13 protein-coding genes and 2 tRNA genes are annotated in these 22,257 nt (G+C 72.6%); 7 read left to right on the top strand and 8 right to left on the bottom strand.

Annotation, left to right across the window (positions count from 1 at the left end; all coding sequences use genetic code 11):
* Positions 1-84 precede the first annotated feature (84 nt).
* Entirely contained in the window at positions 85-1,059 is a 975-nt protein-coding gene (locus tag ABZ738_RS10830) for an alpha/beta hydrolase (protein ID WP_131054087.1), read from the top strand.
* Between the two features lie 256 nt (positions 1,060-1,315).
* Positions 1,316-2,803, top strand: a complete 1,488-nt coding sequence (locus ABZ738_RS10835; RefSeq protein ID WP_201272406.1) for a hypothetical protein — start codon at positions 1,316-1,318, stop codon at positions 2,801-2,803.
* A gap of 60 nt (positions 2,804-2,863) precedes the next feature.
* Here ABZ738_RS10835 and ABZ738_RS10840 read toward each other — a convergent pair whose 3' ends face one another.
* The 5 genes from ABZ738_RS10840 to ABZ738_RS10860 form a co-directional block, all read right to left on the bottom strand.
* On the bottom strand, positions 2,864-4,699 hold the full coding sequence (locus ABZ738_RS10840; RefSeq protein WP_201272405.1) for a DUF4157 domain-containing protein: 1,836 nt from the start codon (positions 4,697-4,699) through the stop codon (positions 2,864-2,866).
* Positions 4,700-4,712: 13 nt separating this feature from the next.
* Entirely contained in the window at positions 4,713-6,818 is a 2,106-nt protein-coding gene (locus ABZ738_RS10845; protein WP_357212419.1) for an ATP-binding protein, read from the bottom strand.
* Positions 6,815-7,471 (bottom strand): DUF4255 domain-containing protein, encoded by a 657-nt coding sequence (locus ABZ738_RS10850; RefSeq protein ID WP_357212421.1) that lies wholly within the window; start codon positions 7,469-7,471, stop codon positions 6,815-6,817. The genes ABZ738_RS10845 and ABZ738_RS10850 overlap by 4 nt, the downstream gene beginning before the upstream one ends.
* Before the next feature lie 19 nt (positions 7,472-7,490).
* The gene (locus tag ABZ738_RS10855; RefSeq protein ID WP_357212423.1) at positions 7,491-10,505 is read right to left on the bottom strand and encodes a hypothetical protein; all 3,015 of its coding nucleotides are present in this window, start codon (positions 10,503-10,505) and stop codon (positions 7,491-7,493) included.
* A 137-nt stretch (positions 10,506-10,642) separates the two neighbouring features.
* Positions 10,643-11,251, bottom strand: coding sequence for a response regulator transcription factor (locus tag ABZ738_RS10860; RefSeq protein WP_217705967.1), 609 nt, complete (start codon positions 11,249-11,251; stop codon positions 10,643-10,645).
* 219 nt (positions 11,252-11,470) lie between these two features.
* Here ABZ738_RS10860 and ABZ738_RS10865 point away from each other — a divergent pair, with 219 nt between their 5' ends.
* Positions 11,471-12,751: a hypothetical protein gene (locus ABZ738_RS10865; protein ID WP_357212425.1), complete on the top strand. Its 1,281-nt coding sequence runs from the start codon at positions 11,471-11,473 to the stop codon at positions 12,749-12,751.
* Positions 12,752-12,854: 103 nt separating this feature from the next.
* Here ABZ738_RS10865 and ABZ738_RS10870 read toward each other — a convergent pair whose 3' ends face one another.
* A complete protein-coding gene (locus ABZ738_RS10870) occupies positions 12,855-13,094 on the bottom strand; it encodes a DUF6458 family protein (protein WP_131051342.1) in 240 nt (79 codons plus the stop codon).
* A 153-nt stretch (positions 13,095-13,247) separates the two neighbouring features.
* Between ABZ738_RS10870 and ABZ738_RS10875 the strand changes: the two genes are divergently transcribed.
* Both ABZ738_RS10875 and ABZ738_RS10880 read left to right on the top strand, forming a co-directional pair.
* Positions 13,248-13,320 (top strand) — tRNA-Gly (locus ABZ738_RS10875).
* Positions 13,321-13,358: 38 nt separating this feature from the next.
* Positions 13,359-13,433 (top strand) — tRNA-Val (locus tag ABZ738_RS10880).
* A gap of 13 nt (positions 13,434-13,446) precedes the next feature.
* On the opposite strand, the gene ABZ738_RS10885 is transcribed toward ABZ738_RS10880, so the two are convergent.
* Positions 13,447-17,505 carry a trypsin-like peptidase domain-containing protein gene (locus tag ABZ738_RS10885; RefSeq protein ID WP_357212428.1) on the bottom strand — a complete coding sequence of 1,353 codons (4,059 nt, stop codon included), beginning with the start codon at positions 17,503-17,505 and terminating at the stop codon, positions 13,447-13,449.
* A 14-nt stretch (positions 17,506-17,519) separates the two neighbouring features.
* Positions 17,520-17,849 carry a CU044_2847 family protein gene (locus ABZ738_RS10890; RefSeq protein WP_131051340.1) on the bottom strand — a complete coding sequence of 110 codons (330 nt, stop codon included), beginning with the start codon at positions 17,847-17,849 and terminating at the stop codon, positions 17,520-17,522.
* Positions 17,850-18,278: 429 nt separating this feature from the next.
* Between ABZ738_RS10890 and ABZ738_RS10895 the strand changes: the two genes are divergently transcribed.
* Positions 18,279-18,899 (top strand): hypothetical protein, encoded by a 621-nt coding sequence (locus ABZ738_RS10895; protein WP_236145560.1) that lies wholly within the window; start codon positions 18,279-18,281, stop codon positions 18,897-18,899.
* Entirely contained in the window at positions 18,896-22,231 is a 3,336-nt protein-coding gene (locus tag ABZ738_RS10900; RefSeq protein ID WP_357212431.1) for a DUF87 domain-containing protein, read from the top strand. Before ABZ738_RS10895 ends, ABZ738_RS10900 begins: the two co-directional genes overlap by 4 nt.
* Positions 22,232-22,257: the final 26 nt, after the last annotated feature.

The raw sequence follows: 22,257 nt of genomic DNA on the forward strand, positions 1-22,257 counted from the left end.
ACGGGGGCCGGAGAGGCTCCGCGTACCCGGGGGACACCCCGGAGTCTCCGCCGCGTTCGCGGCCCGGATCCCGGGAGTGGTCGGATGCCCATCCTCAGGCGAGACGTCCCCGCCGGGATCGTGCTGGAACCCGCCGCCCGACGGTTCGCCGAGGCGACCGCGCGACCGCCGTACCTGCACGAGCTCGGGCCGGAGCGGGGCCGGCGGGTCCTGGACGACCTCCAGTCCGGGAACCTCGCCAGGCCCGACGCCGACCTGGACGAGCGGGTGGTGCCCGGCGGGCCGGGCGGCGAGATCGCGGTCCGGGTGGTCCGACCGGCCGGTGCCATCGGCCGGCTGCCGGTGATCCTCTATCTGCACGGCACCGGCTGGGTCCTCGGCAACTGCGGCACCCACGACCGGTTGGTCCGGGAGTTGGCCGTCGGCACCGGTGCCGCCGTGGTCTTCCCGTACTACAGCCTCGCGCCCGAGGCGTGCTACCCGGTGGCGGTCGAGGAGTGCCACGCGGTGCTGCGCTGGCTCGCCGGACCGGGTGCGGCCGACCTGGACGGTGAGCGGATCGCCGTGGCCGGTGACTCGGTGGGCGGCACCCTGGCGACGGCGGTGACGCTGCTGGCCAAGCGGCGCGGCACGCCACGACCGGTCGGGCAGGTGCTGTTCTATCCGGTCACCGACGCCCGCTTCGACACCGCGTCGTACCGGATGTTCGCCGAGGGCTTCCACCTGCGCCGGGACACGATGCGCTGGTTCTGGGACCAGTACGCGCCGGACGAGGCGGTGCGGGCCGAGGTGGCCGCCTCGCCGCTGCGGGCAGCCCCGGAACACCTCGCCGGACTGCCGCCCGCGCTGGTCGTCACCGCCGAGGCCGACGTGCTACGGGACGAGGGCGAGGCGTACGCCCACCTGCTGCGGTCGGCCGGTGTGCAGGTCTCGGCGACCCGCTACCAGGGGGTCATCCACGACTTCGTGATGCTCGACGCGTTGCGCGGCACCGAGGCGGCCGAGGCGGCCATCCACCAGGCGGTCACCTTCCTCAAGCGGGTGCTGCGGCTGGCCTGAGCGGTGCGCCGCCGATGCCCGCCCGCGTCGCCGGCACTTCCCGATCCGACCCGGGTGCCTTTCCCGGAGATGTGCCCTCGCGGTCACCGTCACCTGCCCGTCCGGCCGCGAGACTTGTGGACGGCAGGACGTCCGGCGGGCCGGAAGGAGCACGATGCGGGCCGGAGAGTGGCGCCAGGACCAGGGCGAGCGCGGTACGGGAGGGTCGGTCCGTCGCGGTGGCACCGCGTCCGGTGCCCGGCCGGAACATCCGATCATGACGCTTCAGCACGCCGCCGGGAACGCGGCCGTCGCTGCGGCACTCTCCGGTGAGCACGGCAGCGTGCCCGCCCCGCCGGTGCAGCGGGCGCCTGGCGGTGCCCAGTCGGCCGCGACCGAGCAGGCGGCACCGGACTACACCCCGCGCCTGTCCCGGGGACCGCTGCTCAGCCCCGCTGAGCGGGATGCGATCGAGGCGGCCGGTCCCGGCAGTGCGGTGCAGGCCGAGACCGGGTCGCTCGAGGAGGCACAGGCGTACCTGGCCGCCAGCGAGTACTACGACTGGTTGCAACGGCCGCCGGGAAAGCGGCTGTACGTCGCGACCCTGGCCTGGGAGCGGCGGGCGGAACCCGGGAACCGTCGCGACACCCCCGCCTACGTGCTGGCCCGGGGAATCATGATGCGGTCCGCGCCCGAGGGCGACCCGCTGCGCGCGGAACTGGAGGCGGAACTGACCACTGACGTGCGCGACACGTTCGCGGCCACCCTCGCCGCCCAGGATCTCCAGGCCGGTCAGGAGAGCACAGAGGGACTCAGTGCGCAGCAGATCGAGGCGTTCAACCGAAAGAACCAGCAGGCCAACACGCTGCTCCGGCGGCTCTTCGTGATCATCCAGCAGGGTCTGGAGGTGGCCGGCGCCGAGGGCAAGTACTCGGCGGACCGGCAGTGGCGTCACCACACCGGAGCCGTGGCGCGGGCCCTCGCGCACGGCGGGCGGGTCGACGTCCGGCTGTCCATCCCGAAGGAGGAGACCGTGGAACCGATCGGGGGCAGGTCCCTGCCGGACTGGGTGGGGATGCGGACCTTGCCGAAGCGGGCGTTCAGCACGCACGACATGACCGGCGGCAGCGAAGAGACGTTACGCGAGGTCGGCGGCGTGAAGGCGACGGCCGGCAAACTGTTCAAGTACCCCCGGCGCGACGAGCGTGGTGCGGACATCGCGGCCGGTGGGATCGGCAGCCTTGACTTCAACGGTGACGTGGTGCTCCCCAACGGCCTGCACGGCCACATCCTGCTCGTCTACAAACCGCCCACCAGCAGCGATATCGGCTGGCTCCAGATCGGCCTGGAGACCACCGCCCCCGAATCGGTGGCGGACACGTTGCTGCATGCGATCGGGCTGTCCAAGTCGGATCCGAACGCCCCGCGGAATCCGGTCGGATACCGCCACACCGCCAAGTCCACCGAGGCGACCGCCAACCCGGCGTCCAGTGTCGGCGGGCTCAAGCAGGACAAGATCGGGGTGGGCAAGCTGGACACCATGCGGGTCACGCTCGGCGGCGACTGGCTGCGCAAGCTCAAGGCGGAGGACGCCAAGCTGACCGAGCAGATCAACCGGGCGGGCCAGGACGAGCGCCGGCTGCGGGAGATCTTCACCGCGCTGGTCGGCACCGGGGACGACTACGCACAGCTCGTCGCCGACGAGCCGACGGTCGCCGCGCCCGAGCCCGACGACCCGGACGAGATCAGACCCGTCCCCAGATGAGGCCGGACCGGCCGGACACCTTCGTCGAGGGGCCCAGGCCCCTCGACGAGGGTGCGCGGATCAGATGGCGCGGAATCCCTTCCTACCGTCCATGTTGTCCTCCAGTCGCACGGCGGGCACGTCGAGCAGTTCGTTGATGCCGGGGAACTGGTCCGGCAGTGCCGTGCCGCCCGCGATCGCCGGGGTCGACTGCGGGTTGGTGTGGCCTTGGGCGTGCGCCTCGCCGGCCTGCATCAGGTACTTGCCCGGGTCGCCGCCCGAGGCGACGGTCTTCGCCCGGTCCCGCCGGACCACCTGTTCACCGTAGGTGTTCAGCAGGACGGCGCGATTGTGGATGTTCATGCCGACCTGGCGCGCGGGCCGACCGCCGGTGCCCTTGACCCGCATGCCCGTGCTCCGTGCCTCGGCCAGGAATCCGGCGAGGTCGACGGCGTGTGACCGCTGGTAGGTGTTGCAGAAGTTGGTCAGCTCCCGGCTCATCACGCCGCTGCCGAGATAAGCGTCGACCAGGTTCTGGTGCACGTCCTCCCGGAGCGACTCCAGATAGAGCGTCCGTACCCCGTTCTGGCGTAGCCGGGCCATATGGTCGACGGCCCAGGCGAAGAACGGCTCCGCACGGTGCGCTCCGCCGATGACCAGACCGTCGTTGAAGGTCAGCAGCATGTCCGTCGCGTCGGCCGCCGGCATCTGGATCCCGCGTAGCAGGGCCACCGTGACATCCCGTCGGGCCTGCGCGTTCTCGGGCCCGGATTCGTTCTGGTACTGCGCCTCCCTGTTCACCGCGTCGGTGGCGAGCTGTTGGTCCCTGCCGTCCTGGGCCTGCCAGTACGGCAGGGAGGCCGGATCAAGACGACCAAGCTCCTCCATCATCTCCGCGTTGCTACGGGCACCTGTGACCCCGCCCGCCAACGTGATGCCCACCTGTTGCGCCACGTTGGTAAGCGCGGTGCCGAGCTGGTATCCCGTTCCCGGTGGACTCATCTCGCTCAGCGAGGTGAGGTCGGTGTCGAGGCGGATCCGCTCCTTGTGCGGGATCTGCCCGGTGGCTGCCCGGTAGGCGGCGTCCAGTGGGGTCCAGGCGGCCGCCTGGTCCACCTGGGTGGCGGGGCGCCGATTCGAGCGTGACCGGCGCGGCCCGCGAACCTGCACCGACGGGCCGGGCGGCTCCCGGTGCAGCTCGTCGGCGCTGACCCGCTGCACCGAGGGGGAACCCGCCGACGACTCGGTGGGCGCGGACATGCCCGCCTGCGGTGCCTGCTGGACGTCGTGCGCTGGCGGCGGCGCGCTCAGGGCCCGATGCGCGTTCGCCTCCGCTGCCCGCTCGAAGGCGTCACCCGGGTCGGAGACCCGTTGGCCGTGACCGTTGTCCGTGCCGGCGACCGGACCGGAGCGTTGCTGGATGACGTGCGTGAGTTCGTGGGCCAGGGTGTGCCGGTCGCTCCCGCCCCGGCCGAGCACCACGTGCGATCCCGAGGTGAAGGCGCGGGCGTCCACCTCCGCCGTCGAACGCTCGGCGAGCGCACCGGTGTGCAGGCGTACGTCGGAGAAGTCCGCGCCCAGCCGGGCCTCCATGTCCTGCCGCACCGGCCCGGCCAGCGGGCTGCCGGAGGAACGCAGCACCTCGTTCACCGCCGACCGCTGGATCGGCTCCGACTCGTGGCCGTGGTCCGGGTCGGCGCACCGCATCCGCTGCACCGCCCGGGTGGCCGCCGCGTTGCCGGCCCGCTGTTGCAGGTCCAGGATCGTGGCCGCCGCACCACTCGGGCCGACGCCGACCGGCCCGACGGGCATCGCACCGGTCTCCGGCCGGACGTGCTCGGCACCGGTGGTCTCCGGTCTGGCCGACGTGACGGGGCGGGCCGAGACGTCGCGGCCGGCCGGGTCGTGTGCTCGCATCGCTGCCCCCTCGTCAGTGGACCCGCGCGGGTTCCCCGCGTGGTTGGTGCGCGCCGAACTCGCTCTCCAACAGCAGTCGGCCGAGCTTGCGGTACTCGCGCTGCACCGCACCGACCAGGTCCGCCATGCGTACCGGCCGACCGGCCTGCGCTGCCAGGTAGGCGGCGGTCACCACGCAGGCCCGGATGCTGCCACCGGCCAGCTCGAAGCTGCCGGCGCAGAAGTCCAGGTCCAGGTCGGGGTCGCGGGGCAGCTCGGTGCCGAGGCAGCGGTCCCAGAGCGCCCGCCGCTGCGCCACGTCCGGCATGGCGAAGTCGACGATCAGGTCGAGCCGCCGGGTGAACGCCTCGTCCAGGTTGGCGCGCAGGTTCGTGGTGAGCACCGCGACGCCGTCGAACGACTCCATCCGTTGCAGCAGGTAGGCGCTCTCCAGGTTGGCGTACCGGTCCCGGGCGTCCTTGACCTCCGACCGCTTGCCGAAGATGGCGTCCGCCTCGTCGAAGAGCAGCAGGCCGTTGACACCGGCCGCCTCGGTGAAGATCCGCTCCAGGTTCTTCTCCGTCTGGCCGACGTACTTGTCCACGACCGTGGACAGGTCCACGACGTACAGGTCCAGGCCGAGATCGGCAGCGACCACCTCCGCCGACATGGTCTTGCCGGTGCCCGAGTCACCGGCGAACAGCGCCAGCACCCCACGCCCCCGCCCGCCGCCGGGACGCATCCGCCACCGGCCCAGCACCCGGTCCCGGTATCGCACCCGCAGGGCCAGCTCCCGCAACTGGTCGTGCACCCGGTCGGGCAGCACCAGATCGGGCCAGCCCACGCCGGGCTCGATCCGCCGGGACAGCCGGGCCAGGCCACCGGCGTTCTGTCCGCGTACCCCCGCGCGCAGGTGACCGGCGTCCACCCGGTCCGCGCCCTCGAAGAGCGCGAGTTGGTCGGCGGCCTGCGCGGCCCGCCGGATCTGGTCCGGACCGAGCAGGTACGCGGCCAGCTCGCGCGCCGGGTCCACGCCGTCGGTCCAGCCCTCGGGCCGGTCGGCGGCCCGCGCGGCACCCGCCGTGTGCCACAGTCGGGCCCGGCCCTGCTCGTCCAGGGGTGTGGCGGTGACCAGCAGCGGCGCCTGCCGACTCCAGTGCGGATCCCACTCGACCGTCCCGGTGAGCAGCACCGGCACCGGCTGCTCGGCGACCCGACGCAGCAGCCGGGCGTGTGCCGGCTGCCCGATCGGGTCGAGTGCCTGGACCGGCCCGGCGACCAGACCGCCACCACGCAGTCGGGCCTCCCGCACCGCCGCCGTCAGCACGTCGGCCGGGGCCGGATCGGCGACCAGCGCGTCCAGGTCCAGTCGGAGCACCGCCCAGCCGGCCGAGAGCAGCGCCGCGACCCCCAGGTCGTCGGCGACGGCGCCGGGCTGTTCCCGCAGGTAGGCCAGGCGCACCCCGGCGCGTACCGCCGTGCCGAGGCGGTGCGCGGTGTCGGACGGCGGGGTCGTGTCGTCCCCGACGGGCCACGCCGACCCGGTGAGCCGGGCGTCGACGGTGTCGTCGCCGAGCAGGTACCCGGCCACCCGGTCGGGTACCCGCAACGGCCGGGACAGGTACGGCTGGTCCGGCTGCTCGACCAGCACCAACCCGCCACCGACCAGGGGCGCGGAGCCGGTGAACCGGGACCGTCCGGTGACCGCCGAGGCGGGGATCCCGCAGAGTTCCAGGGCCAGCCCGATGGTGGCCCGACGCCGGCTGACGTCGTCGTGGAGATAGCCGTAGAGCTTCTCGTACCGGGCTTCGACGTCGGGGAGCAACGCGACCAGCAGGAAGTCCACGTCCAACGGGGTGAGTCCGAAACGGCGGGCCAGCCGGAGCAGTCGCGGCTCGTCCCCGCCGGGATGTAAGGAGGGGTCCCCTGCTAACGCCTCGTGTATAGCAGGGGACCCCTCCTTACATCCCACCCCCGTGCTCGCGACGGCGGCGAGGCGTTCGGCGTGGTCCGCTGACACGTACAGCCCCCGGAAGGCGTCGTCCGGATCGGGGTCGTCCCGGCGGCGCTCGGTCACCGCCTGCCGGACCCGCGCGGCGACCAGCCCGAGCCGCTCCGACAGGTAGGCCGTGTCGCTCACCGCAGACCGCCCGGTCCGGCAGGCCGACCGTCGCCGTTCCGGCGGGGATCGGTCACCGTGTGCGTGCGCCGACTCACCCGTGCCCCGGTGAGGTCGCCGACCTGGACGGTCCGTTCCCGCACCGGCGGCGCGGCCGGCGACCGGCGGGTCGACACCGGGGCGGTGACCACCAGGTCCAGCGACGGTTTGAGTTCGCCGCCGAGCGCGGTCCACACGTCGGCCAGCGCCCGCCCCTCGCCGGGTGGTGCGGCGACCGACATCGGCACCGAGAGGCCCAGCGCCGCCAGCGAGCCGGTCATCCGCTCGGCCGGCAGCTCGTCGTACCGGATCAGACCGGCGAGCAGGGTGGCGAGCAGGCGGTGTTCGTCGGTGGGCCGGTTGGTCCACGCGGTGACCAGGTAGGACAGCGCGAAGAAGTGCGGCGAGTCGTGCCAGGCCACCGTCTGGCCGGTGGCGTCCCGCTCGGCGACCCGGCCCTGGAAGTACCGGGACCGGTCCTCCCGGATGTCGTAGAGGAACAGGTTCACCGTCGGTGCGTTGCGGCGGGTCGCCCAGTCCCGGGTGGGTGCGTCGAACGACACCTCCACGCCGGTGCCGGTCAGCTCCTCGGTGGCGACCAGCCCGCGTAGGGCCTCGTCGATCTCGTGTATCACGCGCCCGCTCCCATCGTCGTCACCAACTGCGGCGCAGCAGTCCGGGCGGTTGCTGGGCCGGCAGCACCACCAGGAACGGTGTGCTCACCGGGCGGAACCCGGTGCCGGTGGCCACCGCCCGGCGTTGGCCCAGCCGGTCCTTCGGCAGCACCAGCACCTGGGCGGTGAAGGTGCCGTCGGCGGCCGGCCGGACCGGTGCGGCGGTGGCGGTGATGCCGACGTCCCAGGCCAGGCGGACCGGTTGCCGGGGTGGGAAGTCGACTCCCCGGATCGCGGCGACGAAGCCGGGCGGCCCGATCTCCGGCACCGCCACGATCCGGGGCTGGAGCACGCGCAGCCGCGCGGTGGCGGTGTCGTTGTCGAGGTCGGCGTTGCCGCCGGTGGTGGAGACGGTGCCCCGGACGGTCGTGTCGAGGGCCGCGCCGGGGGCGAGTGTGCCCCCCACGGTGGCGGCGGCGCCGGGGGCGAGGTCCGGCACCGGGCAGCCGTCGTCGCGGCAGTCGGGCAGGAGCCCGCCGGCCGGTACCCCGTCGGGCAGGTCGGCGCGGACCCGCAGGCCGGTCGCGGTGGTCCCGCCCGCGTTGCGCACCGTGTACCGGACGGTGACGACACCGCCGACGTATCCCGGCTGCGGGTCGACCGAGACGGTGATCGTCGGGTCGGCCGGGCTGCCCGCCGGCGCGGGCACGATCCGGACGGTGGTCACCGTGGCGTTGTCCGAGGGGTCCGCGTCGGTCGGGCTGGTCTCGACCGACCAGCCCACCTCGAAGCTGCCGGGAGCAGTACCCACCAGGTCGACCCGGACCTCGACGGTACGTCCCACCTCGACTCGACCCAGCGCGCAGCGCAGGGTGGCGAGGTCGCACTCGCCGGCCGGTGTGTCGAGGCCGGTCACCGACAGTCCGGCCGGTACGCGCAGGACGCCCTGGACGTCGTCGGCGGCGGTCGGCCCCTGGTCGGTGACGGCGAGCCGCAGCGAGGTCCGGCCGCCGACCGTGGTGGTCGGCGCCGGTGCCGACACGGAGGTGGCGACATCCACGCGACGCTGCCAGCTCGGCTCCTTCTGCCGTCCGGGCAGGTGCGCGGTGAGCGGGCCGACCGTGCCGTCGGCCAGGTCGTAGCTCCACAGTGCCTCGGGTGCGTTGTTGCCCTCGGCGCGGCGGGCCGAGAAGGCGAGCCGCTCGCCGTCCGGCGACCAGGCCACGTCGCGGGGCTGGTGCGGGGCGTCCTCGGAGTCGGGCACCGGCAGTGCGCAGGATCCGCCACCGGCGGGCAGCAGCAGCCGGCAGTCGCCGTCGTCCAGGTCGAGCAGGACCAGACCGTCGGCCTCCCGGTTGAAGACCAGGCGGGTGCCGTCCGGAGAGTACGCGGCGCTGTCATCGACGACCGGGCATCCGACGCCGCAGATCGTCTCGGTCAGGTCGGTCTGGTCGAGGCCGTTGCCGGCGTTGGCGGTCCAGATGTGGGTGGACACCTCACCCCGGTAGGTGCCCCGGGTGAAGGCGATCTGGGTGCCGTCGGGCGACCAGGCCGGCTGGGTGTCGTCGAGTCCGGCCAGCGGGACCGGGACCGGCAGGTCCAGCAGGAGTTCCCCGTCGACGGCGTCGACCACCTCGATCCGGGACGGGGTTCGTCCCCCCGGGCCGTCGCCCGGCGAGTTGCGGACCAGGGCCAGCCGGGTGCCGTCCGGCGACCACGCCGGGTCGGTCTCCCGGTCGCCGCTGCCCCGCCCGGCGATCGGCAGCAGGCGGGGTCGACCCCCGTCGGCGTCGACGATCCAGAGCCGTTCGGTCCGTACGCCGTCGACCGTCTCGAACCGCGTGACCGCGATCTGTCGCCCGTCCGGGGAGTACGCCTGCCGCTCGAACCACGGGTCACCGTCCTCCGGCTCCCAGAGCAGTAAGGAGTTGTCGAGCGCCCCCGGGTCCTCGCGAAGCACCGGTACGCCCAGGTCACGCGGGTCCACCCCGTCCGGCCGGATGTCCTGGAGGGTGGCGGTGGTCCGGTCGAGGGCGCTGGTCCGGCCGACCAGCAGGGACTCGGTGTCGCTGCCGGGGACGGTGTACCAGGTGGGATGAGTGACGTCCCGGTTCTCGTCGAGTCGTTGCACCACCACGCACTGGCACACGTCCTCCTGCACCAGCACCGAGTAGAGCCGGTCGACGTCTCCGGCCGATCCGCCGTCCGGCAGCGTCCGGCTGACGAACGCCACGGTCGCCCCGTCGGCGGTCCACGCGGGCTGTCGGGCCTGCCAGCCGCCGGGCAGCATCTGGGCCCGACCGGTGCCGTCCGGCGCGATCAGCCACACCTCGGGGGCCGGTTCGGCCGGTCCGACGGTGTAGGCGAGGCGCCCGTGCGCCGGGATCGGGTCCCAGGCCGGCTCGGCGGCCCCGGTGGGCTCGGTGGTCACCTGCACGGCGGGGCCGCCGTCGGCGGAGATCCGGTAGACCTGCGGGACGGTGGCGTCGCCGCGCAGCCCGGCGAAGGCCAGCGTCGTACCCGCCGGCGACCAGGTCGGCCACCTGTTGTCGCCGGTGCCGTCGGTCACCCGTCGGCTGTCACCGCCCGCGACGTCGACCACGAAGACGTCGTGCGCGCCATCGGCCCGCCCGGCGGCGGAGCTGTACGCGATCCGGGTGCCGTCGGGGGAGAGGACCGGCCGGGACTCGTCGGTCGAGTTCCGGGTGACCCGCTGCACCGGACCCGTGCCCCGGCGCAGGTAGACCTCGGTGGTGCGGGCGTCCCGCCGACCCACCCAGGTCACCGTCGACCCCCGGGCCGAGACCTCGTCGTCGAAGTGGCCCGGGCCGGGGCCGAAGAACGGTGCCGCCGTCGCCGCTGCGCCCTCGCCCGTGACGACACCGAGGCTGCGGTGCCCGGTGCCGGCGTACGCGATCCGCTGGCTCAGGGCGTCGTTCGAGGCCGGAGCGGGTGGCGTGGTCGGGGCCGGCGCGGGCGCGGCGACGGCGACCCCTGTGCCGGGTGGCGGCGCGGCGACGAGCAGCACGGCCAGGACGACAGGGATTCCGATCATGCGTCGCACGTGGACCTCGCGAGGCGGACGTCGTACGGGATGGCCACCGCCATCCTGCGGTGCCCCGGCGGCCGGCCGCCTCGACCGGTGGGGCACCCGAGGGGGCAGCGGGGCCCGCCCGTTGAGGCAACCACGTCCTAGATCAGGCCGTTGCGCAGCGCGTACGCCACGGCGTGCGCCCGGTTGCGCAGTTGCAGCCGACTGGTGACGTCGTGCAGGACGTTCTTCACGGTCCGCTCCGAGTACGACAGCTTGCCGGCGATCTCCCGGGTGTCGAGCCCGTCCGCGACGAGCCGCAGCACGTCCACCTCGCGGGTGCTCAGCCCGAGCAGGGTGAGCCCGCGCGGTTCGAGGACCTGGCGCTGCAACCGCCCCATCTGAGCCATCAGCCGACCCAGCAGGTCCGCCGGGAGCGCACCCTCACCACGGGCCACGGCCAGCACGATGTGGCTGAGCCGTTCGGCGCTCGCCTCGGTGCGGCGGACCAGCCCCACCACGCCATGCTCCACCGCCTGGGACAGGCCGGCGTCGTCGATCCGGGCCGGCACCAGCACCAGTTTGGCCGGGCCGGTGCGGTGCAGGCGGCGCAGCAGCCGGATGGCCGACTCGTCGAGCACGTCGACGACCACCAGCGAGACGCTCTCGGGCGTCTCCCGGCCCGGCTCGATCACCCACAGGTCCGGTCGGGCACGCAGTTGGCTCTCCACCCCCGACCGCGAGATCGGGTCCTCCGCGTGGACGCTCACCGTGACACGCTGCATCTCCAGCCTCCCCCACACCTCGACACCCGGTCCCGGTGGTCCGGCCCGGACGGCGCGGCGCAGCGGGTGCCACGCCGGTACGCAGAGCATGGTCGGTGTGACTTCGCGTGCACCTAACGTGGACCTAACGGGCAACCGTTCTGCCCGTGCCGGTTCCCCGCCGGACGGTAGGCAGGCGTCGACGCCCGCCTACCGTGGGCGGACATGAGCGTCTCGTTGGGCCTGGTGGACACCCCGACGGTGGTCGTACCGGGAGAAAGCGTCGACATCCCGGTGACGATCCGCAACTCGGGTGACGTCGTCGAAGCGTACGACCTCACCATCGTCGGCGTGCCCGACGCGTGGGCGACGTTCGATCCGCCCCGGGTCTCCCTCTATCCCGGCGCCAGCGAGACCGTCGTGCTCACCGTGCGCCCGCCCCGGTCCTCCGAGGTCCGCGCCGGGGACCTGCCCTACGGCGTACGGGTGGTCCCGTCCGAGGCGCCGGAGACCGCGACGGTCGAGGAAGGTCTGCTGACCATCGCGCCCTTCTCCGAGGTGGCCGCCGAACTCCGGCCGCAGGTGCGGCGGGCCCGGCTCGGTGCCCGCTACCGCCTCGCCGTGCTCAACGGCGGCAACATCGGGGAGGCGTTGACCGTCGCCGCGACCGACGGGGCGGAGCAACTGCACTTCGCGGCCCGCCCGACGGCGATGGTCCTGGCGGCGGGCGAGCAGTTCGAGGCCGGACTCCGGGTACGGGCGAAGCGGTTGCTCTGGCGCGGCACGCCCCGTCACCTGCCGTTCCGGGCCCTGCTGACCGACCGGGACGGTCGGGCGATCACCCTGGACGGCACCCTGGTGCAGCAGCCCGTCCTCTCCGGGTGGCTGCTCAAACTGTTGGCGCTGCTGTTGGCGTTGTTGCTGCTCCTGCTCGCGCTCTGGTTCGGCCTGCTGCGTCCGGCGGTGCAGTCGGCCGCCCAGGAGGCCGCCGACGAGCGGGTGGCGCAGGCCGCGACCCAGATGGAGGCGTCCGCGAACGAAGCCGCCGGCGAGGCGGCCCGGGAGGCCGTCGCGCAGGAACGCGCCGAGAACCCCGCCGCCCCGCCGTCGAGTCCGTCACCGACCCCGGCGGCCGCGACCGGCGGTGGACAGTTCGCCACCGCGCTGACGTTGCGGACCAGCCCCGGCAGCACGGCGTCCCGCAGCTACACCGTGCCCCGCAACCGGGTCCTCCTGCTCACGGACTTCCTGGTCGACAACCCGCAGGGGGACACCGGCACGTTGACCATCACCGCCGACGACGTGCGGGTGGTCACCTACGGCCTGGAGAACTTCCGTAACCAGGACTACCACTCGGTCACCCCGATCCGGGTACCCGCCGGATCGCGGGTGACCCTCACGGTCGAGTGCCGGCAACCCGGCACCCCGGTCGGTGCCGCCACGCCCGGGACCTGCCAGGAGGGGCTCTATCTGAACGGCATCCTGAACCGGACCAGGCAGAGCTAGCGCGGACAGCGATGGCGGCCACCGTTCCCGGTGGCCGCCATCGTCATGTGTGCCGGGCGACCGATCAGCTCCCTCGGCCGCCGCGCCGATCGTCGGGCGCCGCTCACAGCGGCGGCGCGACGTCCCGGCGCTCCTCGACCCGGCGGTACTCGGCCGGCTGCTCGGTGGCGACCACCTGGCGGCGGCGTCCCCAGACCAGGGTGGTCATGATCAGACCGAGTACGCCGGCGGCCATCAGGATCCAGCCGACCACGTCCAGGTCGAGACCACCGATGCTGGCGTTGACCGCGAAGGTGAGGATCGCGCCGAGCGCGAGCAGGAAAACACTGGTTCCGATACCCATGACAGCCTCCTTCTTCCAGGGGCGCGGGTGTGCTGTCGGGAAGGTCTGTACCCCGACGGTGACCGGCACAATCACTCCGGGAAGTGGGGTGGCCGATCGAGCGATCTTGTCATCGGGTAGAGTTGGCGCGTCCCCGGCACTTCGCGGGGGCACGCGGACGTAGCGCAGCTGGTAGCGCATCACCTTGCCAAGGTGAGGGTCGCGGGTTCGAATCCCGTCGTCCGCTCGCAGTCCGCCCGCACCTCTGGTGCCGGCGGTCTCCACGGGCGATTGGCGCAGTGGGAGCGCGCTTCCTTGACACGGAAGAGGTCACTGGTTCAAACCCAGTATCGCCCACCAGCACGATCGGGCGTCAGCCGGTGACGGCCAACGCGAGCAGTCCCTGATCCAGCCCCACCAGCAGCGTGTCCTCCACGGTGCAGCAGGCGAGCGCCGGGTGATAGACGGGGATGGTGCGGACCAGTCGACCCGTGGCCGGGTCCCAGATCCGCACCGTGCGATCCCTGCTGGTCGAGGCGAGCAGGTCACGACCGCCGATCCGGACGAGGCTCAGGCCGGTGACGGCTGCGGTGTGCCCGGTGAACCACCGCACCGGCTCGCCCCACTCGGCGTCCCACATCCGGATCGAGTGGTCCGCGCTGGCGGAGACGAGCATCGGGCGGCCGGCCACCGGGACGGCGCAGAGCGCGGTCACCGCGTCCTGATGACCCTGTCGGGTCCAGATCGGGGTGTCCCCGCCGGCCCAGAGCATCACGGTGCCGCTCTTGTCCGCCGAGGCGAGTGCCTCGATACCGGGCCAGGTCACCGTGGTCAGGGCCGTCACCCACGCCCGCGTGACATGTCCGAGCAGGACCCCGCGCACCGAGCCGGTGTGCGGATGCCACAGCCGGATGGCCTGGTCGTCGCCGGCCGAGGCGATCACCGTCTCGCCGTTGACCACGAGCGGGCAGACCGCCGCGACGGGGGCGTGGTGTTCGCTCATCTCGTGCACCGGCTGATCGTCCCGGGAGCCCCACGACCCGACGGTGGCGTCGTCCTGAGCCGTGAAGATGAGCGGCTCCTCGTCGTCCGCGATCGCGCACATGGCGTTGACCGGCCCGCCCGACGTGGTGAACTCCCGCACCCGCTCGCCGGTGCCGGCGTTCCAGACCCGTACCCGGCCGTCGACACCACCCGAGGCGGCCAGGACCCCCCGCGTGCCGGGCACCGGGCAGAGGGCGGCGACCGGACCGAAGCGGTCCTGGTCGGCGACCGTGTCCGGCTGGCCGCCCGCCGGATCCCACAGCCGTACGGTGCCGTCGTCTCCGGCGGTGGCGAGCATCCGGTCCTTCGCCGTGCGCAGTTCGCACACCGCGCGGACCCAGTTCGCGTGTCCCCGCAGGCTGGGGCGGCTGGCCCAGGTCGGCACCTCCCACAGCCGGATGAGTCCGTCCTCGCCGGTGGACACCAGCAGGAGCCCCCCGTCGACCTCGACCGTGCAGAGGTCGGTGAGCGGCCCGCCGGTTTCGAGGACCTGCACCTGCCGGCCGGTCAGCGGATCCCAGAGGCGGACCGTGCCGTCGTATCCGGCCGAGGCGAGCAGCGTGCCGTCGGGTGTCCGGACCGCATAGAGAGTCGTGACCCAGCCGACGTGACCGGTGAGGGTCAGAGTCGGCCGGTCGTCGACGGTCGGCTCCCAGATCCGGATCACGCCGTCGTAGCCGGTCGAGGCGAGCAGGTGGCGGCCGGCGGCCGGCACGTACGTCACCGCCGTCACCCAGCCGGCGTGGCCGGTCAACTCGTACCGCTGGGTGCCGCTCACCGGGTCCCACACGCGGACGGTCCGGTCGTCGCCGGCCGAGGCGAGCAGGTCACCCGTCGGCAGCGGAATGGCGCAGATGTTGCGTACCCAGTCGTCGTGCCCGCGCAGCTCGTGCCGACGGTGGCCGGACCGTGGTTCCCAGAGCCCCACCGTGCCGTCGTGGCCGGCGGTGGCGATCAGCACCTCGCCGGCACCGGTGCGGACGGCGCACACCCCACGGACCGTGTCGTCGTGGCAGGTGAAGACCGACTCGACCTGGTTGGTCAGGGGGTCCCAGAGCCGGAGGGTGCCGTCGTCACCGACGGAGGCGAGGAGCCGCCGGTTGTCGATCTCGATGGCGGCGACGTCGTAGACGGACTGCGAGTGGCCGTCCAACACGCTGCGTTCCTGGCGGGGCGGTGTGTGCGCCCACCGCGCCTGGTAAGGGGCCTGTGCCGCCGTGATCCCGCTGTGCAGACCGTCGAGGCGATCGACGACCGAGAAGAGCGCGGCCCGTTCGGCCGGTTCCGCCGCGACCGCCAGCGGGGTGCGTTGCAGCAGGCGGGCTCGGGCCTGCGGCAGTGGGGCCGTCGGGAGCTGTTCCGTGTCGACCACGGTGAGCAGGCGATCCAGGTGTGCGTGGAGCAGGTAGCCCTCGTCGGCGAGCAACCGGTCCACGAGCCCGGCCCGCGCGGCGTGTGGTGGCAGCGACCGGAGGAGGTAGTCGGGGGCACGGTCCCAGCCGTCGGCGGCGGCCCGGTCGACCCACGCGGAGACCAGTCGGCGTTGGTCCTCGCGTCGTGCGTCGCGGGCGTCGCGCTCGGCCAGCAACGCGTCGTTGAGGGCCTGGTGGAACAGCCGGTACGCGGGCTGCGCCCCGCCACCCGTCTCGACCAGGAAGTTCGCCGCCGAGGTGCGGGCGAACGCGAGCAGTTGCGCCTCCGTGACCCCACCGCCCAACGCCGTCACCGCCGTCTGCCACAGGGCGAGCGGCAGCCCCGGGGTCTCGGCGTACGCCAGTGCGGTGAGAGCCAGCCGGGCCGAGGTCGAACCCGCCGCCGGCAGACCCGCGAGGTACGCGTCCAACGCGTACGCCACGGTCGCCGTGAACGACACGGTGGCGGGATCGACCGCGTCGATGTCGCGCAACGCGTGCGCCCGTGCGACGAGACCGGCGACGAGGAAGTTCCCCTTGGCCAGGGCCGCGATGCGACGGGCGAGTGGCGCGGCGGCACCGGGTGCGGCGTACGGGTTGGCGGGCCTCTCGGCACCGAGGAGTTGCAACGTCGCCTCGGCGTAGTTGACGAGGTCGGACTCGGCGAAGTACTCGGAGGTGTCCAGGTCGATCAACTCGGCCTGGTCGCCGAAGCAGGCGATGAGGTCACCACGGTCGTCGGAGCGGCGGGTGCCGACCACGACCCGGGCACCGTACCGGCCGCACTCCTGTGCCATCGGCAGCAGGATCTCGTCGATGATCTGGCGGGCGTGGCCGGGGTCCACGGCCTCGTCGAGCGCGTCGACGACCAGAGCGAAGGGGACGGGCCGGCGCTCCAGTCGTCGGCGTACCGCCGGGACCAGGTCGGCGGGCGCGGCCGGCAGGTCGACGGCGACCGCGCGGGCGATCTCGGTCGCCACCTCGTCGGCGGTCTTGCCCTTGACGTGCACGGCGCACGAGACGGAGCCGACCGTGGCGGTGACGGCGACGTCGTCGGCGGGAAGCGTGGCGCGGATCTGTCGGTCGGCGGTGGTGACGACCCGTCCCAGGACCGCGGACTTGCCGACGCCGGGTGACCCGGTGACGATCAGTGGACCGGTGACCGCCGTCGCACCGTCGATCCAGTCGACGATGCGACGGAGGGCGGTCTTCCGTCCCCGGAAGCGGGTGCCGCCCTCGGTGTCGACCGCCACTCCCCGGGCGCGGGGCAGCCAGTGCCGGCCGGCTTCGCCGTCGCCGCTGAGCGCCCAGCCCCAGGCGGAGAGCGCGGTGTCGTCGGTGTCCTCGATCCGCCAGGCCGACAGCGTCCCGAGCTTCATCTCGGGTATCTGCTCGTCGGCGTAGTGGAGCGTCACCGCCTGTCCCCGGCCGTTGCCGTCGGCGGAGACGACGACGCCGATCACCGCCTGGTACTCCGGAGACCAGACGGCAGCGCCGCTGAACCCCTTCTTCAACGCTCCACCGGCACCGCTGTCGATCATGACGTGGCCGTATCCGCCGGTGTCGGTCACGGAGCCGGTGGCCGAGGTGCCGCCGATGATCTGTGCCGGGAATCCGAACGCCCAGAAGGGGCGATCCACCAGGGGTTTGGGTTCCAGGCAGCGCAGCCGTGCGGGGACGACGGTGGGCGGCACCGGCTCGACGAGTTCGAGCAGGACCAGGTCGACGTGGGCGGTCTGCCTGCCGTCGTGCAGGCACTGTCCGACCTTGCGCCGGTCGAAGTACGTGACCTTCGGGGCGAGCGGGAAGGCGACGTACAGGTCGTCGTGAAGGGTGCCGTCGGCGGCGAACGCCACGTGGTGACAGGTGAGGACGAGGTTCGTGTCGATGACGATGCCGGTGCCGACCGGGTGCTGCTGGTTCGCGCCGCGATGGAGGGCAGCGACCCAGGGGCTGTCGTCAGGGGCTGTGGTCACGGGTCGCCCGTTCGTCAGGGCCGCAGACCGGCGCCGAGATCCGGATTGTCGCGCGCGTGCCAGGCGAGGGTGACTTCGAAGTTCGCCTCTCCGGTCGCCTTCGCCACCACCCAGTTCGCCGTTCCGGTCGCCTTGATCCCGAACCGGACTTCGACCGAGTCGGGCGCGACGGATTTCACCTGTTCCAGCAGTTCCTTCGCAGCGGCGACCGCAGGGGCGGCCGATTCCCGCACCCAACCGGCGACATCGCCGAACCCGGCGGGCTGGAAACCTGCCGGCGGTTCGACCTCGATCAGTGCGACGGTCTGGTCATCGACCTGGTAGCGGACCACTTCAGACTGCACAGGTCACCTCCGTTGCCCTCTCCCCGGAACGGCAGGAGAGGTCGCGGCGTCACCCAATTGCCGGCGGGCCTCTCGCCGAACAGCCATGCTGCCTGTTGTCGTGGACATTTGGCAACGGCCGCTTAGTCGATCACGACTGGCAGCTCCGAACTGGTGTTCCAGTCATGCCGTCCACGCTGGACCGCTGAAGATCGACTCAGCCGGGTTGTCGGTTATCGGCAGCCCGATTGCTGACCTTGCGCTCGCTGGCCGCCGTCGGCAGAATCGGCCCGTGCGCGGGGCGAACCCGTTGCGGAACCTGGACCACGGCCACCCCTTCCGAGTCTTCGATCATCACCGTCAACGTGGTGAAAGCTCGTGCCACAGAGGAGCATCCGCATGCCGGAAAAGGAACTGACCCTCGTTGACCGGTGCATTCTCGTCACACTTATGATCAAGGCGGCGCCGCTGCCGCAGACCTACTTCACCAATGTCGCCGGGATCGGCCTGAAAGCGGATCATCGGCGTCGACTCCTCGCTCTCGACCTGATCGAGGTCTCCGAGAAGCCGATCACCCTGGCCCTGACCGACAAGGGATGGAGCCGGGCCGCCGAGGAATTGGGAGCCGAGGCACCGAAGGGCGCGGGTACGGCGGGCGGCACGCTCTATGTCGTACTGGACTTCCTGCGGCGGCTGATCGATCACTCGGGTACCCGTGCCGACGATCTGTTCCGCCTGCAGATCAAGGAGGACGACGTCGTCCCGGCCGTGGCCGTGTCACCGACCGGCACCGATCCGGCGAACTCCACGGTCGACGTGGTCTCCCTGATCCGGCAGGCGTACCAGGCACTGGCAGCCCGTCCCGGCGACTACGTCATGCTGGCCGACCTGCGCGCTGCGGTCGCGGATCTGCCCCGTACGGAGGTCGACGCCGCGTTGGTGCAGCTCAACCGGGAGCGCGACGTCCACCTGGTGCCGGAATCCAACCAGAAGGTGCTCCGGCCGGAGGAGCGCGCCGCCGCGGTGAGTATCGGCAACCAGGACAAGCACCTTATCGCCATCTCGTCATGATGGCCGCCGAGCAGCGGCGGGCCCTGGCTGCGCTGAGGTTCAACTGGGCGCCGACACCGGACGACGTCTGGAAGCCGACCCCGTTCCACGTCGAGGGTCTGCACCACGACGTCGTGCAGACGGTGCTGGACAGCTTCGCCGAGGCGGAGCAGAGCCCCGACTCCAGCCCGGTGGGCGTCGCCATCCTCGGTCAGCGCGGCACCGGCAAGACCCACCTGCTCGGTACGGTGCGTCAGGAGGTGCAACAGCGCGGCGGCTTCTTCTTCCTGGTGGAGTTGCTGGAGGCCCGGGCGTTCTGGCACAGCACCGCGATGTCGATGCTGACGGGCTTCGCCAGGGCGATGCCGGACGGGACGACGCAACTGCGGGCGTTCCTGCGCCGGCTGGCGGACCGCGTCGACGCGCCGCGAACGGTCCGCCGGGCGGTCACCGGTGAGACCGAACTCAGCCGATCGGCGCTCGACGCCTTCGTCGACCTGATCCGCAAGACCGATCGCCAGATCGGGACCGAGTGTCAGGACACCGCGCGGGCGTTGGTCCTGTACGCCGCCGAGCAGTCGGCCCCGCAGGACATCGGCTTCGACTTCCTCTGCTCCAGCGACGAGGAGGAACCGGGTCTGCGCGCCGGCTGGGGGCTGCGACGCACGCGGCGAGCGCCTCAGGAGGTGGTCCAGGACACCAGCCGCCTGCTGGCCATGGTCGGTCCCACGGTGATCGCGGTCGACCAGATCGACCTGATGGTCGCGCAGTCGGTGAAGGCGACCAACCACGAGGTGCGAGGCGAGACCGACTGGCAGACCTCGTTGTTGCTGGAACAGGTGGCCAGCGGGCTGATGGCCCTGCGGGAGACCACCCGTCGCTCGTTGTCGGTGGTGTCCTGTCTGCCGCAGACCTGGCAGAACATCAAGGAGCAGGCCACCGACACGGTGCAGGACCGGTTCCGGGAGGCCGCCTGGCTCAAGCACATCCCCTCCGCCGAGGTCGGGCGGGAACTCGTCGAGAAGCGATTCTCGATGCTGTTCGACGGACTCGGCTTCACCCCGCCGTATCCGTCCTGGCCGGTCCACCCGTCCACCTTCGAGGAGGTGGAGGGCTTCACGCCGCGCGAGTTGCTACGGAGCATCGACGCGCACGTCCGGGCCTGCCTGGCCGCCGGTGAGGTGCGGGAACTCCGGCATCTGCTGCACGCGGCGGCGGACCGACCCGGCGTCCCGAGCGGATCACCGGCGGGTGGCGCGTCGGCGACGGGTCGCGCGGACGAGTTCGGGAAGATCGACGTGAGGTACGCGGAACTCGTCGCCGGGGCCGATCCCGAGCCCGCCGTCCGCCAGAAGTCCGAGGACGCGCGGGTGCCGGAACTCCTCAGGGCCGGGCTGACCGCGTGGATCGCCGAGCAGGGCTCCGCGGTGGAGGCGTTCAGCCTCGACCCGATCCCGGCCGGGGGCAAGCCGGCCCTGCACGCCCGGCTGCGACACAGCCTCGACGAGGAGAGCGAGGACGAGGAGCACTGGTCCTTCCGGGCGATCTGCGCCCCGCACCACATCGCCGCGCTCAACCGGATCCGCAACGCGGTGACCACGGCCGGGCTCACCGAGGGCATCGCCAAGCGTCGGCTCTTCCTGCTGCGGAGCGCGGCGTGGTCGACGGGGGCCCGTACCCGGGAGGTGCTGGAGGCGTTCGAGCGGGCGGGCGGGCGGACGCTCGACTTTCCCGCCGCGGACATCCGCCGCCTGGCCGCCCTGGAGCAGCTCATCCAGACGTACGGCCTGGAGACCCTACGGCCGTGGTTCGCCGACCGCCGACCGGTGGCGGACATCGGTTGCCTGCGAGAGGCACTCGGTGTCCGGCCGGCCGATGCGCCGGTCACCGGTCCGCCCGCCGGTGCCGTGCCCGCCGGCGCCGTGCCCGCCGCTGTCGTGCCCGCCCTCGACGTGGCGCCGGGACCGGCGTCCCGGCCGGAGGCGCCGCCGGACCGGGTGGTCGGGCGGGCTCCTGTTCCTGCGTCCCCCACCAGCGCACCGTCGGCGGCGGCGTACGCGGCGGTGCCGCAGACACCTGTCGCCGGTCCACCGCCCGTCGCCGGAGTCGACCCGCACCAGGTGGTTCTCGGTGTCGTGCCCGGTCGGCCGGACCCGGTGCGGATCGGCCTCGAATCGCTGCGCCGGCACACCGTCGTCTTCGCCGGTTCCGGCTCGGGCAAGACCGTGCTGATCCGCCGGCTCGTCGAGGAGTGTGCCCTGCGCGGCGTCTCCGCCATCGTCCTGGACCCGAACAACGACCTGGCCAGACTCGGCGACGCCTGGCCGGCACCGCCGAACGGGTGGGGTCCGGGGGACCCGGACCTGGCTGCGGCGTACCTCTCCGGGACGGACGTGGTGATCTGGACGCCGGGCCGGCAGTCCGGGCGGCCGTTGACGTTCCAACCGTTGCCCAGGTTCGCCGACGTGCTCGACGATCCGGACGGCTTCACGGCCGCGGTGAACGCCGCCGTCGCCACGTTGGCCACGCATGCCCGGGTGGACGGCGGAACGGACAAGGCGCGCCTCGGACGGGCGGTGCTTCGTGAGGCGCTGATCAGTTACGCCCGGACCGGCGCCAACGACCTGCACGAGTTCACCGAGGTGCTCAACGAGCTACCCGACGGGGTCAGCCAACTCGACAGCGCGCCCAAGTTGGCGGCGAGCATGGCGCAGTTGCTCAAGGCGGCGCTGATCAACGACCCCTTGTTCGGTGGGGCCGGAACCCCGGTCGACCCCGGTGAACTGCTCACGCCTCCGCCGGGTCGACGGGCCCGGATCTCGGTGATCAGCTTCGTCGGGCTTCCCGAGGACCAGCAGCGGCAGAGCTTCGTCAACCAGCTCCAGTTGGCACTCTTCACCTGGATCAAGCGCCATCCGGCCGGTGACCGGCCCCTGGGCGGGCTGCTGGTGATGGACGAGGCGCAGACGTTGGCACCGTCCGGTGCCGTCACCGCCTGCACCCAGAGCACCCTGGCGTTGACCTCGCAGGCCCGCAAGTACGGCCTGGGCCTGGTCTTCGCCACGCAGTCGCCGAAGGGGCTGCACAACCAGATCCCCGGCAACGCGGCCACCCAACTCTTCGGACTGCTGACCGCTCCGGTCCAGATCGAGGCGGCACGCGAGGTGGCCAGGGCGAAGGGCGCCGACGTGCCGGATGTGGGGAAGATGCGGACGGGGCAGTTCTACGCCGCCGTCGAAGGTGCCCGGTTCGTCAAGATGCAGGGCCCGATGTGCCTGAGCCACCATCCGCCCAGCCCGTTGACGACGGAGGAGGTCGTGCACCGTGCGGCCGCTGCCGACTCCGGCGTCTAGGTCGCCGGGTCGTCACCCCGCTGGTC

Source organism: Micromonospora sp. NPDC047793, assembly GCF_040642635.1.
Classification (GTDB): domain Bacteria; phylum Actinomycetota; class Actinomycetes; order Mycobacteriales; family Micromonosporaceae; genus Micromonospora.

Coding starts and splice junctions, on each gene's coding strand:
- ABZ738_RS10895 (WP_236145560.1), top strand. CDS start 18,279: ATGATCAAGGCGGCGCCGCTGCCGCAGACCTACTTCACCAATGTCGCC.
- ABZ738_RS10830 (WP_131054087.1), top strand. CDS start 85: ATGCCCATCCTCAGGCGAGACGTCCCCGCCGGGATCGTGCTGGAACCC.
- ABZ738_RS10835 (WP_201272406.1), top strand. CDS start 1,316: ATGACGCTTCAGCACGCCGCCGGGAACGCGGCCGTCGCTGCGGCACTC.
- ABZ738_RS10855 (WP_357212423.1), bottom strand. CDS start 10,505: ATGATCGGAATCCCTGTCGTCCTGGCCGTGCTGCTCGTCGCCGCGCCG.
- ABZ738_RS10840 (WP_201272405.1), bottom strand. CDS start 4,699: ATGCGAGCACACGACCCGGCCGGCCGCGACGTCTCGGCCCGCCCCGTC.
- ABZ738_RS10900 (WP_357212431.1), top strand. CDS start 18,896: ATGATGGCCGCCGAGCAGCGGCGGGCCCTGGCTGCGCTGAGGTTCAAC.
- ABZ738_RS10865 (WP_357212425.1), top strand. CDS start 11,471: ATGAGCGTCTCGTTGGGCCTGGTGGACACCCCGACGGTGGTCGTACCG.
- ABZ738_RS10870 (WP_131051342.1), bottom strand. CDS start 13,094: ATGGGTATCGGAACCAGTGTTTTCCTGCTCGCGCTCGGCGCGATCCTC.